Source organism: Nocardioides marmorisolisilvae, assembly GCF_003725775.1.
Classification (GTDB): Bacteria; Actinomycetota; Actinomycetes; order Propionibacteriales; family Nocardioidaceae; genus Marmoricola; species Marmoricola marmorisolisilvae.
This window is the reverse complement of record NZ_RJSG01000002.1, coordinates 1,722,593-1,735,896: the sequence shown is the minus strand read 5'-3', so window position 1 is coordinate 1,735,896 and position 13,304 is coordinate 1,722,593. Positions and strand designations below refer to the sequence as shown.

Genomic DNA, 13,304 nt, shown 5'->3' with positions numbered 1-13,304 from the left:
CCGGCTCAACCCGCCGCTGCCCTAGCCTGGGGCCATGGACACCTCGGACCCCGCGCCCGATCCAGCGCCCGACTCAGCGCCCGACTCAGCGCCCGACTCAGCGCCGGACTCCGCGGCGCTGGCGGCCCGGGTGCACCAGGCGCTGCTCGCCCGGGGCGAGACCGTCGGCTGTGCGGAGTCGCTCACCGGCGGGGGACTGGCCGACCTGCTCAGCGGTACGCCGGGGGCCTCGGCCACGTTCGTCGGCAGCGTGACCACCTACGCGACCCGGGTCAAGCGCGACCTGCTCGGGGTCACGGCCGCCCAGGTCGTCTCCGCGGACTGCGCCTCGCAGATGGCCACCGGGGTGCGCGACCTGCTGCACGTCGACTGGGCGTTGTCCACGACCGGGGTGGCCGGCCCGGACAAGCAGGACGACAAGCCGGTGGGCACGGTGTACGTCGGGGTCGCCGGACCGACCGGCGTCCAGGTGCACCGGCTGTCGCTGGACGGCGGTCGTGCGGAGATCCGGCAGCAGGCCTGCCGGGCGGCGTTGGAGGCGTTGGCCGATGAGCTCGGCTGACCTGCTGGAGGTGGCGGATCGCGTCTACGCCGTACCGGCCAGCGAATTCATCGCCGTCCGCGATGCCGAGGCGAAGGCGGTGGCCGACAAGGACCTCGCCAAGCAGGTCAAGACCTTGCGCAAGCCGTCGGTCGCTGCCTGGGCCGTGAACCTCCTGGTCCGCCGCGAGTCCGCGCAGATCGACCAGGTCCTCGGTCTGGCCGAGTCGTTGCGCGCGGCTGCCGAGTCGCTCGACGGGGAGGAGCTGCGGACGTTGACCCGGCAGCGCCGGCAGCTCACCGCAGCCCTGACCCAGACCGCGCGCGAGCTCGTCCGCGAGTACGACGTCCGGCTCACCGGCGCGGTCGCGGACCAGGTCGAGGGGATGCTGAACGCCGCCATGCTCGACCCGGTGGCGGCTGCGGTGCTGCGCAGCGGCCTGGTGGTCACCGCGTTCACCGCGACCGGAGTCTCCGAGCTGGACGTCGCTGCTGTGTGCGCCGTACCGGAGGCCACCGGGCACCAAGCCGTGGCCGTCGAACGGAAGCCTCCCGCGCTGCACGTGGTCAGCGATGAGCCGGTGCGCCGCGAGCAGGCCCGCGAGCGCGTCCACGAGGCGACCCTCGCCCGCGCCGCCGCCGAGCTCGCGGTCGAAGAGGTGGCAGCCCGGATCGAGCGCGACCAGGCGAGGCGGCTCCAGCTGGCCGGGGAGATCGACGAGCTGCGTCGTCGGATCGCGGTGCTCGAGGACGAGATCGACGGCGTCGACGACGACCTCGAGGAGGCCGAGAGCGCCCAGGAGGAGGCCCGGCTCGAGCTCGAGGACGCGGTCGCGGAGCACCAGGACGCCGAGCAGGCGCTCAGCGACCTGGGCTGAGGATCAGGCCCAGTTCTTGCTGCGCTTGACCGCCTTCTGCCACAGCGCGTAGGCGGCCGCGGTGGACTCGGCGGCGGCCGGATCGGGCTCGAAGACCCGGTCGAGCTGCCAGGAGGCGCGCAGGTCCTCGGTGCTGTTCCAGACGCCGGTGCCGAGGCCGGCCATGAAGGCAGCGCCCAGTGCGGTGGTCTCGACGATCTTCGGCCGCTCCACCGGTACGCCGAGCAGGTCGGCCTGGAGCTGGCAGAGCAGGTCGTTGGCGGCGGCCCCGCCGTCGACGGCGACCGAGGTCAGCCGCGGCATCGTGTCGACGACGTCGCGGACCTCGTAGGTGATGGCCTCCAGGGTCGCCCGGACCAGGTGTGCGCGCGTGGTGCCGCGGGTCAGGCCGAGGATCGTGCCCCGCGCGGTCGGGTCCCAGTGCGGGGCGCCCAACCCGGTCAGCGCCGGCACGAACACGACCCCGTCGGAGGACGGCACGGTCGCCGCGATGGCGGCGGTCTCGGCCGCGGTGCCGACGATCTGCAGGCCGTCGCGCAGCCACTGCACCGCGGCGCCGGTCACGAAGATCGCGCCCTCCAGGGCGTAGGTGATCGCACCGGACGGGTCCCGCCAGCCGGCGGTGGAGAGCAGGCCGGCGTCCGAGCGCTCGACGGCGGTCCCGGTGTTGGTGAGGATGAACGACCCGGTGCCGTAGGTGCACTTGGAATCGCCCTCGTCGAAGCAGGTCTGCCCGAACAGCGCGGACTGCTGGTCACCGGCGATGCCGGCGATCGGAAGGTCGAGGTCGAGGAAGCTGCGGGGGTCGGTGCGGGCCAGCTCGCCCCAGGAGTCGACGACCTCCGGCAGGGCGTCCGCCGGTACGCCGAAGAGGTCGCACAGCTCGGGGGACCAGGCGCCCTGCTCCAGGTCGAAGAGCAGCGTGCGGGACGCGTTGGAGACGTCGGTGAGGTGCCAGGTGCCGCGGGTCATCCGGGCGACGAGGTAGGAGTCGACGGTGCCGATCGCGTACCGGCCGGCGGTGACCAGGGCCCAGGTGTTCGGCTCGTGCTCGGCGAGCCACGCCAGCTTGGTCCCGGAGAAGTACGGATCGAGCCGCAGGCCGGTCAACCGGGCGACCCGCTCCTCGTGCCCGGCGGCCTTGAGGCGCTCGCAGATCTCGGTGGTGCGGCGGTCCTGCCAGACGATCGCGCGTCGCGGGGACCCGAGGGTCTCGCGGTCCCAGAGCAGGATCGTCTCGCGCTGGTTGGTGATGCCGATGCCGGCCAGCTCCTCGGCGGGTCGGCCCCAGGTCTTGAGCGCGGCGCGCGTCGACTCCAGCGTCGCCTGCCAGATCTCCTCGGGGGAGTGCTCCACCCAGCCCGGTTGAGGGAAGTGCTGGGCGAACTCCTGGTAGCCCTTGGCGGCGATCGTTCCCTCGGGGGTGACGACGACGGCGGTGACCCCGGTCGTGCCGGCGTCGATGGCGAGGACGCACTGCGAGCTCATGGCGTCATCCTGTCAGTCGGCCTGCTCCTCGGCGCCCGGGCCGCCCCGCAGGATCCCGAGGATCTTCGGGTCGATCCAGCTGCCGTCCTCGGCGACCCGCATCTCGTAGTTCTCGGTGCCGACCCAGGCGGCCAGGTTCGGGTGGCCGGCCGCCTTGACCAGGCCGTCGATCTCGGCTGCCAGCTCGGGGGTGACCTCGATCCGCTCGGCCTCGGTCGAGGCGGTGAGGTACAGGTCGTTGAGGCCGAGCAGGCGGGTGAGCTCGGTGATCGGCGCCGCGTGGTCGTCCACGCGCAGGTCGACCGCGACGTCGTCCATCCCGCCGTACCCGGCTCCTTCGCTGACCACCAGCAGCGCTGCCGACTGACGCCCGCGCTTGTCCCCGCCCGCGGCGTCTCCGGCTGCGAGTGCCTCGAGCAGGCGGTGCGCCAGGGGAGATTCCGGGTCGGAGTCCGTCCAGGCGTCCTTCATCGCCTCGACCACCTCGGGCCCGGCGAGGATGTTGCCCTGGATCGCGAAGCCGTCGCCGCTGACGCCGCCGGCCCAGTCGAAGCACGCCGACCCGGTGTGGGTGGCGGCACCTCCGTCGACGTCGACGATGCCGACCTGACGGTGGTTGCGCTTGGGGTCCTCCTCGAGGAGCCGGTCCAGGGCGACGGTCGCGGTGGCGCCCTCGTCGAGCAGGGACAGGCCGATGCCCTTGAAGGCCACGTTCGCGTCTGCCTGGGTGGCGATCGCGCCGACCCCGGCCACCGCGGCCGGGACCGCGTTGCCGACGGCGAGGAACTTCGAGGCGACGGCGACGCCCCACTCCGGGTTGCCGTTCGGGCCGGACTCCGAGCGGGCGACGATCGAGAAGGTCATGGCGTGACCCTAGCCAAGATCGCTAAGGTGAACGCGGTTACTTGAACGTTCCAATGAGGCCGAGGGAGGCGTGCACATGCGGGTCGGAGTGCTCACGGGGGGCGGTGACTGCCCGGGCCTCAACGCCGTGATCCGGGCGGTGGTCCGCAAGGGCGTCAAGGAGTTCGGCGACGAGTTCGTCGGGTTCCGGGACGGGTGGAAGGGCCCGCTGGAGGGCCTGACGATGGAGCTGGGCGTCGACCAGGTCCGCGGCATCCTCCCGCGCGGCGGCACCATCCTGGGCTCCTCGCGCACGAACCCGTTCGCCGTCGAGGGCGGCGTCGAGCAGATCAAGGCCAACCTGGCCTCGGCCGGGGTCGACGCGCTGGTCGCGATCGGTGGTGAGGACACCCTCGGGGTGGCCACCAAGCTGCACGACCTCGGCGTCAACGTGGTCGGCGTGCCGAAGACGATCGACAACGACCTGTCCGGCACCGACTTCACCTTCGGCTTCGACACCGCGGTGAACATCGCCTCCGAGGCGATCGACCGGCTGCACACCACCGCCGAGTCGCACCACCGCGTCCTGGTGGTCGAGGTGATGGGTCGGCACGCCGGTTGGATCGCCCTGCACTCCGGGATCGCTGGCGGTGCGAACGTGGTGCTGATCCCGGAGCGGCCCTTCGACATCGAGCAGGTCTGCGCGTTCGTCGAGCAGCGCTTCGAGAGCAAGTACGCCGTGATCATGGTCGTCTCCGAGGGCGCGGTCCCCGCCGACGGCACCGGGATGACCCTGGTCTCGGGGGAGAAGGACGCCTTCGGCCACGTCCGCCTCGGTGGCATCGGCGAACGGCTCGCCTCGGAGATCGAGGCGCGCACCGGCAAGGAGGCGCGGGCCGTGGTGCTCGGGCACATCCAGCGCGGTGGCACCCCGACCGCCTTCGACCGCTGGCTGGCCACCCGGTTCGGCCTCCAGGCGATCGGCGCGGTCCACGACGGAGACTTCGGCACGATGATGGCGCTGCGCGGCACCGACATCGTCCGGGTGCCGCTCGCGGAGGGCACCAAGGAGCTGAAGCTGGTCTCGCCCGAGGAGTACGCCGAGGCAGAAGTGTTCTTCGGGTGACAGCTGGCCGGTGACCCCGGTCACTTCCGGTATCTGACTTCCCAGGCGTGCCTCGTCACGGTTGCGGCGCACCTCCCAGGCGCCGCATCCAGCGACGAAGGAGTCCTCCCATGAAGTCCACCAACCCGACCCACCGCAAGACCCCGCTCCACCGCGCCCGTCGGGCACTCTCCGCCTGGAGCGCCGCGGCGCTCCTCGGTGTGACCGTGCTCGCCGCCAGCGCCACGGCCGGCTCTGCCAACGCCTCGTCCGACAACGTCTACGGCCCCGTGATGGGCGGCCGTGCGTACAGCATCGGATTCTTCGACACCAAGATCCTCAACCTCACCGTCCCCGACGGCGGCAGCCCGGACACCGGTTGGGTCTCGAGCCAGGCCAGCAGCACCTTCACGCGTCCGTGCACCAACGTGAACCTCGGCTTCGCCTCGGCGACCGCGAACTGCGTGAACGTCACCACCGCGGCGCAGTCGCACCGGGCCATCGCCAGCACCTCGCTCGCGACCGCTCACCTGGGTCTGACCGGCCTGCCGGTCGTCGACGTCAAGGCGGTCAACGCGACGTCGTTCTCCAGCTGCTTCGGCGAGCCCGGGTACGGCGGTTCGACCACGATCGCCTACCTCAAGGTCGGCACCAAGGTCGTCATCGCCCAGCCGACCGCGATCGCGCCGAACACCAAGATCACGGTGGGTCCGGTCTCGCTGACCCTGAACGAGCAGATCGCCGGCGAGAACGGCTTCACGGTCAACGCCGTCCACCTGCGCGCGAGCGTGCCCGGCGTGGTCACCACCAACGCGGTGATCTCCTCGGCCACGAGCTTCGTGAGCAACTGCTACTACGACTGATCAGTCGCGCAGAACCCCAGCCCGAGGGCGGACCGTGAACCGGTCCGCCCTCGTGGCGTCCCGGTCCGGCGCCTAGGGGAGCAGCACGATCTTGCCGGTGGCCTTCCGGCTGGACAGCAGCTCGTGAGCGGCGACCACCGCGGTGAGCGGGAAGGTCGCCTCGACGAAGACCTTCAGCCGCCCGTCGGCCGCGAGCTCGGCGATCTCGACGGCGGCAGCGGCCCGGACGTCCTTGCCTTCCTCGCCCCCGGCGCCAAGGACCCGGATGCCCTCCTTCGGGCCGCGGTCGAAGTTCGCGATCGTGGCGATGCGCTGGCGGTCGGCGACCAGCGCGAGCGAGACGTCCAGCGCCTCGTCGGTCCCGGCCAGGTCGAGCGCGGCGTCCACGCCGTCCGGAGCGAGCTCGCGAACCCGCTCGAGCAGTCCGTCGCCGTACGTCGTCGGGACGACGCCCAGCTCCCGGAGCAGGTCGTGCTGGCCCGGGGCGGCTGTGCCGATCACGGTCGCGTCGCGCAGGACGGCCAGCTGGACGGCGACCAGCCCCACGCCTCCGGCGGCGCCGTGGACGAGCACCGTGTCGCCGGCGGAGACGCCCGCGGCGTGGACCGCGTGTGCGGCGGCGGTCCCGGTCAGCTGGAGTCCGGACGCCTCCGCCCACCCCAGCCCTTCCGGCTTGGCGATCACCGTGTCGGCCGGTGCGAGCACCTCGGTGGCGTAGCCTCCGCGCACCGGGTGGGCGATCACCGCGTCTCCGACCGCCAGGTGCTCGACGCCGTCGCCGACCGCTGCAACGACTCCGGCGACCTCGAAGCCGAGGGGAATCGGCAGCTTGGCCGGGTCGGTGCCCCAGACGCCGCCGTAGACCTTCACGTCGGCCACGTTCACGCCCGCCGCCCGCACCGTGATGAGCACCTCGTGCGGGCCGGGCTCGGGGGTGGGGGACTCCACGATCGCGAGGACCTCGGTTCCGCCGTACGCCTGCGCCTGCACTGAAGTCGTCATGGTCCGGATCCTAGGCGGCGGTCCGGGGGCAAACCCGCTGGCACGACCCAAGTACCCTTGTGCGGTGAGTTCCGAAGTTCCCAGCCTTGCCGAGCTGCACGCCCGTGGCGCGGCTCAGCAGCCGACCTACCCCGACGCGTCCGCGGTCGACGCCGCCGTCGCCCGGCTGCGCTCCTTCCCGCCGCTGGTCTTCGCCGGCGAGTGCGACGAGCTCACCGACCAGCTGGCCGCGGTCTCGCGCGGCGAGGCCTTCCTTCTCCAGGGCGGCGACTGCGCCGAGACCTTCGAGGGCGTGACAGCGGACAACATCCGCAACAAGCTCCGCGTGCTGCTCCAGATGGCGGTCGTGCTCACCTACGCCGCCTCGGTCCCGGTCGTGAAGCTCGGCCGCTTCGCCGGCCAGTACGCCAAGCCGCGCTCCTCGGACTTGGAGACCCGCGACGGCGTCACGCTGCCGGCGTACCGGGGTGACGCGGTCAACGGGTTCGAGTTCACCGAGGCGTCCCGGATCCCGGACCCCCAGCGCCTGGTGGACGTCTACAACGCCTCGTCGGCGACGCTCAACCTGGTGCGCGCCTTCACCACCGGTGGCTACGCGGACCTGCGCCAGGTGCACGCCTGGAACACCGACTTCGTCCTCGGCTCGGCCGTCGGCAGCCGCTACGAGGCGCTGGCCAACGAGATCGACCGAGCCCTGACGTTCATGAAGGCCATCGGCGCCGACCCGGACGAGTTCCACCGCGTCCAGATGCACTCCAGCCACGAGGCGCTGGTACTGGAGTACGAGCACGCGATGACGCGCATCGACTCGCGTACCCAGAACCCGTACGACGTCTCCGGCCACTTCGTCTGGATCGGGGAGCGCACCCGCCAGCTGGACGGCGCCCACGTCGAGCTGCTGTCCCGGATCAAGAACCCGATCGGCGTGAAGCTGGGTCCGACCTCGACCGCTGACGACGCGATCGCGCTTGCGGGCCGGCTGAACCCGGACAACACCGCGGGCAGGCTGACCTTCATCACCCGGATGGGTGCCGCCAAGGTGCGCGACCTGCTGCCGCCGCTGGTGGAGAAGGTCGAGGCCGCAGGGGTCCAGGTCGCCTGGGTGACCGACCCGATGCACGGCAACACCTACGAGGCGTCCTCGGGCTACAAGACCCGCCGCTTCGACGACGTGATCGCCGAGGTGCAGGGCTTCTTCGACGTGCACCGCGCGCTCGGCACCTGGCCCGGCGGGATCCACGTCGAGCTCACCGGGGACGACGTCACCGAGTGCGTGGGCGGCGGCGAGGAGCTCTCCGAGGCCGACCTCGCCGGGCGCTACGAGTCGGTCTGCGACCCGCGCCTGAACCGGGTGCAGTCCCTCGAGCTGGCCTTCCTGGTCGCGGAGATGCTGCGCAAGGCCTGAGCGCACTGAACCGGTCCGCCCCCTCGATCGTGTGAGGGTCATGACCTCCTTCCGTGCTGCCCGCGTGCTCGCCGGGCTCGCTCTGCTCGCACCGCTCATGGCCCTGCTCGCGCAGGGTCCGGCCCAGGCCACCACCCGGACCGTCACCGTCGGGGACGACTTCTTCACCCCGAAGACCCTCAAGGTCGTCGTCGGCGACTCGGTGAAGTGGAGCTTCGAGGGCACCCACACCTCGACCTCGACCCAGGGGTTCTGGAACTCCGGGACCAAGAACGCGGGTCAGAGCTACACCCGCCCGTTCGCGGACGCGGGCACCTACCCGTACTACTGCACGATCCACGGGATGATGATGAGCGGCAGCATCCAGGTTCCGGTGAAGGCGTCGGGAAGTGCCTCAAGCGGCTGGACGCTGCGCTGGTCCTCCCGAACCGGCACCAGCTCGGTGCGCTACGACGTCCAGTACAAGCGGGTTGGGTCCTCGACGTGGACCAGCTGGCGCACCGGTACGGCGAGCCGGAGCGCGACCTTCAACCCGTCGGGCGCGCACAGCTACTACGTGCACGCCCGCACCCACGTGGGCAGCCACACCTCGTCCTGGTCGCCGAGCATCACCGTGAAGGTCACCTAGTCCCGGGTGGGTCGCTACTCTCGCGGGGTGATCGATCTCCGCTCCGACACCCTGACCAAGCCGTCGCGCGGCATGCGCGCCGCGATGGCCGACGCCGAGGTGGGTGACGACGTCTACGGCGAGGATCCGACGGTCACCGCGCTGGAGGCCCGGGTCGCGGCGATGTTCGGCAAGGAGGCCGCGGTCTTCACCCCGACCGGGTCGATGGCCAACGTGCTCGCCGTCGGCGCGCTGGTCGCCCCCGGGCAGGAAGTGCTCTGCGAGTCGCGGGCCCACATCGTGCGGGCGGAGCTCGGTGCCCACGGAGCCCTGACCGGCATCACCAGCCGGACCTGGGTGCATCCGGACGGGCAGGTCGACCTGCCGACGATCCGGGAGATGTACGCACCCGACATGGGCATGTACTTCGTCCGCACCACAGCGGTCTCGGTCGAGAACACCCACAACTTCGCCGGGGGAGCGGTGCTGCCGCTGGCGGACCTGAAGGCCCTGCGCGCTTGGGCCGACGAGGTCGGGATCGCCGTCCACCTGGACGGCGCCCGGATCTGGAACGCCCACGTTGCCACCGGGACGCCGCTCGTCGAGTACGGCGCGATCGCGGACACGATGGCGGTCTGCCTCTCGAAAGGACTCGGAGCCCCGATCGGCTCGCTGATGCTCGGGACCACCGAGGCGGTCGCCGCTGCGCGCGTCCGACGCAAGCGGCTCGGCGGAGGCATGCGTCAGGTCGGCGTCCTCGCGGCCGCCGGCCACTACGCGCTCGACAACAACATCGACCGGATGACCGAGGACCACGCGAACGCCCGGCTGATCGCCGAGGCGTGCGGCGTCGACCCGGCCTCGGTCCCGACGAACATCGTCGTGGTGGACGTGCCCTCGGCCCCCGAGGTTGTCGCGGCTGCCGCCGAGCAGGGCGTGAAGCTCGGCGCGGTGGGACCGCGCCGGGTGCGGTTGCTGACCCACCTGGACGTGACGCACGACGACGCGGTGAATGCGGCAGAGATCTTGGCGCGACTCCTGAGGTGACCCGCTGGTCTAGATCCTCCTGCGAGAACCCGGCGTCTCGCTTACGCTTCCAGCACCACCTCCGCCCCTCCCAGGCGACCGACTCCGGAGGCTCTCCTTGTTCAAGCGCGCTCGGACGCTCTGCCTCACCCTGGTCGGCGCTGTCCTGCTCCTCGGACTGACTGCGGCGCCCGGTGAGGCCGACCAGGGCGAGGTTGCGATCTACGGGTACGTCCTGGACGCCAGCGGAGCGCCGGCACCGAACGTCTCGATCAAGGTGCACCCGGTGGCGGAGCCGAACCACTACTACTTCACCCGGACTGCCGCGGACGGCTCCTTCGTCGTGCCCGTACCCCAGTTCATCGACGTCTACCTCGAGATCTCGAACGAGACCGAGGCTGCCGGCGTCATCTCGTCGGCCTCGCAGCAGTTCCAGACCTCCTCGAGTCGTTACGAGGTCTTCAGCCTGCCCGCCCGGGCCACCCTAGTCGCCACGGTCACGACCGGGGCCGGAGGCCTCCCGGCATCCGGCGCTCTGGTCAGAGCCACGGACCCGACCTCGAGCAGCCTGTCGTCCGGCGGCCTGCAGTTCACCAACACCCGTAAAACCTCGGTCTGCACGACCACCTCGACCGGAAGTTGCGACATGTCGGTCTTGGCGAACGGCACGGTCAGTGCGCTTCAGGTCGTGCCGACGAGCGGCTACCAGGTGACGTTCCCGGGCGGACCAACGCCGGCTGGGACCAGCACCCGGGTGCTGGTGCTCCCGGCTGACCACGAGATCACGGGCGTGGTGAGCACGGACGACGGCGGCGCGGCCGCCGGAGTCGCCGTCGAGCTCACGAACTCCCGGACCGGAGCCACGGTGACCACGACCACCGACGCCGCCGGTGGGTACACCTTCCACGTGGTGCCCGACCCGTACCGGGTGCGGGCCACCGGGACGGTGGATCACGGCGGCACGTCGCTGCGGTACGAGCTCAGGACGGCCACGTTCGACCTGGACCGGTCGCGTTCCGTGGCGCTCGCGCTGCCGGCAGTCACCCAGCTTCACGTCCTCGTGCGTGACGACCTCGATCAGCCGGTCCCGGGTGCTCGCGTCGACCTGGGTGCTCCGCTGTCGTCCTCGGCCCGCACCAGCGCCGACGGCGTGGCCGTCACCGGCGAGCTCCGCAGCTCCTCCGGGAACGGGCTGACCTGCGCGGCCACGGACGCCGCCGGTGGGTGCGAGTTTCCGGTGCTGCTCGGCGGCACGACGGCGGCAGGCTCGGTGATCCCCCCGTTCGGTTACCAGATCAGCTTCCCCGGACTTGCCGCTGGATCGGGGGCGGACCCGCAACAGGTCGTGGCCGTCGGCGGACGAGCCTCGGCGGCGTCAGCCGGTAGCACCGCGGGAACCGTGATCGCTCTCACCGACAGCCGGTTCACCCGGCTCGAGGTGAGACCGTTCTCTGCACCTGCCGGGGTGGATCCGGTCGTGGGTCGGGTGGACTACCGCGTCCGGGCCGGGTCGGACGGCCTGGCCGAGCTGCGGCTCGTGCTCCCGCAAGGACGTGTGGCGAACGCGCTGATGCGCGTCGCCTCGGGCGGGCAACTCGTTCAACTCCCGAACGCGCCGACGGACCAGCCCAGTGTCCTGGTGGCCGACGGGTCGGCTGCGGACGTGGACGGCGTCGTCGATGGGTGGGTGACCGCGAACGTGGTCCCGGTCGTACGCCAAGACCTGGTCCTGCCCGGGGGCAACCCACCCGCCCCCGGAAAGGGGGTCGCGTACTCGGCTCAGCTAGTGGCCAGCGGTCCGGGGCAGCCGTTCACCTGGAGCCTCGAGCCCGCTCAGCCGGGCGCAGGCATCGACGGTCTGCCCACCGGACTGTCACTAAGTCCGAGCGGCCTGATAAGCGGTACCACCACCGCGGTCGGGGACCACCGCTTCGTGGTCCGGGTCACCGACCAGTTCGGTTACAGCACCACTCGCGAGTACCTGTTCACCGTTGCTGCCGTGGTAGTGCTCACCCGAACCGTTCCGGACGCCTACGTCGGCACCGTGTACTCGGCGACGTTGAAGTCGAACGCCACCGGCTTCCCGTCGTGGAAGCTGGCAGAACCGCTTCCGCCCGGTTTGAAGCTGGCCAACAACGGGACGATCTCTGGTACGCCGACTTCTGCGGGCAGCTACCGGTTCGCCGCCTACGTCGTCAGCGGCGGCGTCAGCAGCCCGGTCGCCTACTTCGATCTGGTGGTTGGGCCGATGGACATCGCGACGGTCACCCTGCCCGATGCGCCGGTGTGGAGCGCCTACTCCCAGAAGCTGACCGCCCACGGCGGCAAGGCGACCCTCGTCTGGTCCGTCGCCGGTGGCACCCTTCCGCCGGGAGTCGTGATGAGCTCGGCCGGGGCTCTTTCCGGAAAGCCGACCGCGGTAGGCAGTTACCCGGTCACGTTCAAGGTGAAGGACGCGCTCGGCCAGGTGGCGACCAAGTCGCTCGTGATCACCGTGACCCCGATGACGATCACGACCTCGTCGCTCCCGAGCGTCAAGAAGGGCGCGTACTACAGCCAGTTGCTGACGGCGAGCGGCGGGAAGGCCACACTGGCCTGGTCCTTGGCATCCGGGACCCTGCCGCCCGGACTCACCCTGTCCAGCGCCGGCCGCATCACCGGCTACCCGAAGACCCCGGGCACCTGGACCTTCACGGTCCGGCTCCTCGACGCGAGCACGCCGAAGAACCAGGCGACCCGGACGCTTTCGATCACAGTCCTCTGATTCTTGTCATGGTGTCGCTCACCTTCGCCGGGTGAAGCGGACGTCGCCGTTGGGGAGTTCTTGGGTGAGGTAGCGGGTGTCGTGGGCTCGGTGGTGGTGGTGTGAGCAGAGGAGTTTGCCGTCGGCGAGGTCGGTGCGTCCGCCGTGGCTCCAGGGAGTGCGGAAGTGGTGTCCTTCGCACCAGGTCGCGGGAACCGTGCAGCCTTCTGCTCGGCAGTTCTTGTCGCGCAGTGCCATCGCCTTGCGTTGGGCCGGGCTGAAGAGCCGGGCGCTGCGGCCGAGGTCGAGGATCTCGGACTTCCCGCCGAGCACGACCGGGATGATCGTGGCGGTGCACGCGAGGCGGCGGACCTCGCCGGCGCTGATCCTCTCGGCCCCGAAGCCGGCGCCGAGGTCGGCGCCGCCCAGGCCGGTGCGGAGCGCCTCGAGGGTCACGGTGACCAGGACGGTGGTGGCGTCACCGCCGTGCAGGGGGAGGCGTTTCGGGTCGATGGATTCCAGGAGGGCACCGAAGGCGAGGCCTTTGGCCTGGTAGGACGGCATCCGATCGGCCAGGCCGGTGGCGTCCCCGGCTGTGCGTCGCGGTGAGGTGAAGGCTTGGAGGTAGGTCTCCAGGCGGGCGGCCACCGCGTCGGCGACCCGCAGGCTGATCCGCGTCGTCCCGTCGCCGAGGCGCTGGCTGAAGTAGGCCGTCGCGCGCTCGGCCCGGGCCTCCTCGCGCTCCAGCGCGATCCGTTCCTGGTCCTCGGCGACCTCGGGGGCGACCACCTCCAGGATCCGGCG

Annotated in this window: 12 protein-coding genes; 8 read left to right on the top strand and 4 right to left on the bottom strand. The window is 71.2% G+C overall.

All coding sequences use genetic code 11. From position 1 onward, the window contains the following. Positions 1-34: 34 nt before the first annotated feature. Together EFL95_RS12475 and EFL95_RS12470 are read left to right on the top strand one after the other, a co-directional pair. Positions 35-562 (top strand): CinA family protein, encoded by a 528-nt coding sequence (locus EFL95_RS12475; protein WP_123234266.1) that lies wholly within the window; start codon positions 35-37, stop codon positions 560-562. Continuing rightward, positions 549-1,418, top strand: a complete 870-nt coding sequence (locus EFL95_RS12470) for a hypothetical protein (protein ID WP_123234265.1) — start codon at positions 549-551, stop codon at positions 1,416-1,418. Before EFL95_RS12475 ends, EFL95_RS12470 begins: the two co-directional genes overlap by 14 nt. A 3-nt stretch (positions 1,419-1,421) precedes the next feature. Here EFL95_RS12470 and glpK read toward each other — a convergent pair whose 3' ends face one another. Both glpK and EFL95_RS12460 read right to left on the bottom strand, forming a co-directional pair. Next, on the bottom strand, positions 1,422-2,906 hold the full coding sequence (glpK, locus tag EFL95_RS12465; protein ID WP_123234264.1) for a glycerol kinase GlpK: 1,485 nt from the start codon (positions 2,904-2,906) through the stop codon (positions 1,422-1,424). Positions 2,907-2,918: 12 nt separating this feature from the next. Further along, entirely contained in the window at positions 2,919-3,770 is an 852-nt protein-coding gene (locus EFL95_RS12460) for a DUF1028 domain-containing protein (RefSeq protein ID WP_123234263.1), read from the bottom strand. Between the two features lie 76 nt (positions 3,771-3,846). Between EFL95_RS12460 and EFL95_RS12455 the strand changes: the two genes are divergently transcribed. Then, positions 3,847-4,875 (top strand): 6-phosphofructokinase, encoded by a 1,029-nt coding sequence (locus tag EFL95_RS12455; protein WP_123234262.1) that lies wholly within the window; start codon positions 3,847-3,849, stop codon positions 4,873-4,875. A 110-nt stretch (positions 4,876-4,985) separates the two neighbouring features. Then, positions 4,986-5,717, top strand: a complete 732-nt coding sequence (locus EFL95_RS12450) for a hypothetical protein (RefSeq protein WP_123234261.1) — start codon at positions 4,986-4,988, stop codon at positions 5,715-5,717. A 72-nt stretch (positions 5,718-5,789) separates the two neighbouring features. On the opposite strand, the gene EFL95_RS12445 is transcribed toward EFL95_RS12450, so the two are convergent. Next, complete coding sequence (locus EFL95_RS12445; protein WP_123234260.1) at positions 5,790-6,719, bottom strand: quinone oxidoreductase family protein; 930 nt, start codon at positions 6,717-6,719, stop codon at positions 5,790-5,792. A 64-nt stretch (positions 6,720-6,783) separates the two neighbouring features. Between EFL95_RS12445 and EFL95_RS12440 the strand changes: the two genes are divergently transcribed. The 4 genes from EFL95_RS12440 (at position 6,784) to EFL95_RS12425 (ending at position 12,521) form a co-directional block, all read left to right on the top strand. Next, the gene (locus EFL95_RS12440) at positions 6,784-8,124 is read left to right on the top strand and encodes a class II 3-deoxy-7-phosphoheptulonate synthase (protein WP_246004927.1); all 1,341 of its coding nucleotides are present in this window, start codon (positions 6,784-6,786) and stop codon (positions 8,122-8,124) included. 40 nt (positions 8,125-8,164) lie between these two features. Then, complete coding sequence (locus tag EFL95_RS12435; RefSeq protein ID WP_123234258.1) at positions 8,165-8,752, top strand: cupredoxin domain-containing protein; 588 nt, start codon at positions 8,165-8,167, stop codon at positions 8,750-8,752. A gap of 27 nt (positions 8,753-8,779) precedes the next feature. Continuing rightward, positions 8,780-9,778 (top strand): threonine aldolase family protein, encoded by a 999-nt coding sequence (locus EFL95_RS12430; RefSeq protein ID WP_123234257.1) that lies wholly within the window; start codon positions 8,780-8,782, stop codon positions 9,776-9,778. A gap of 97 nt (positions 9,779-9,875) precedes the next feature. Continuing rightward, complete coding sequence (locus EFL95_RS12425; protein ID WP_123234256.1) at positions 9,876-12,521, top strand: Ig domain-containing protein; 2,646 nt, start codon at positions 9,876-9,878, stop codon at positions 12,519-12,521. An 18-nt stretch (positions 12,522-12,539) separates the two neighbouring features. On the opposite strand, the gene EFL95_RS12420 is transcribed toward EFL95_RS12425, so the two are convergent. Continuing rightward, the coding region (locus EFL95_RS12420; protein WP_246004926.1) for an HNH endonuclease signature motif containing protein at positions 12,540-13,304 on the bottom strand (765 nt) is incomplete at its 5' end.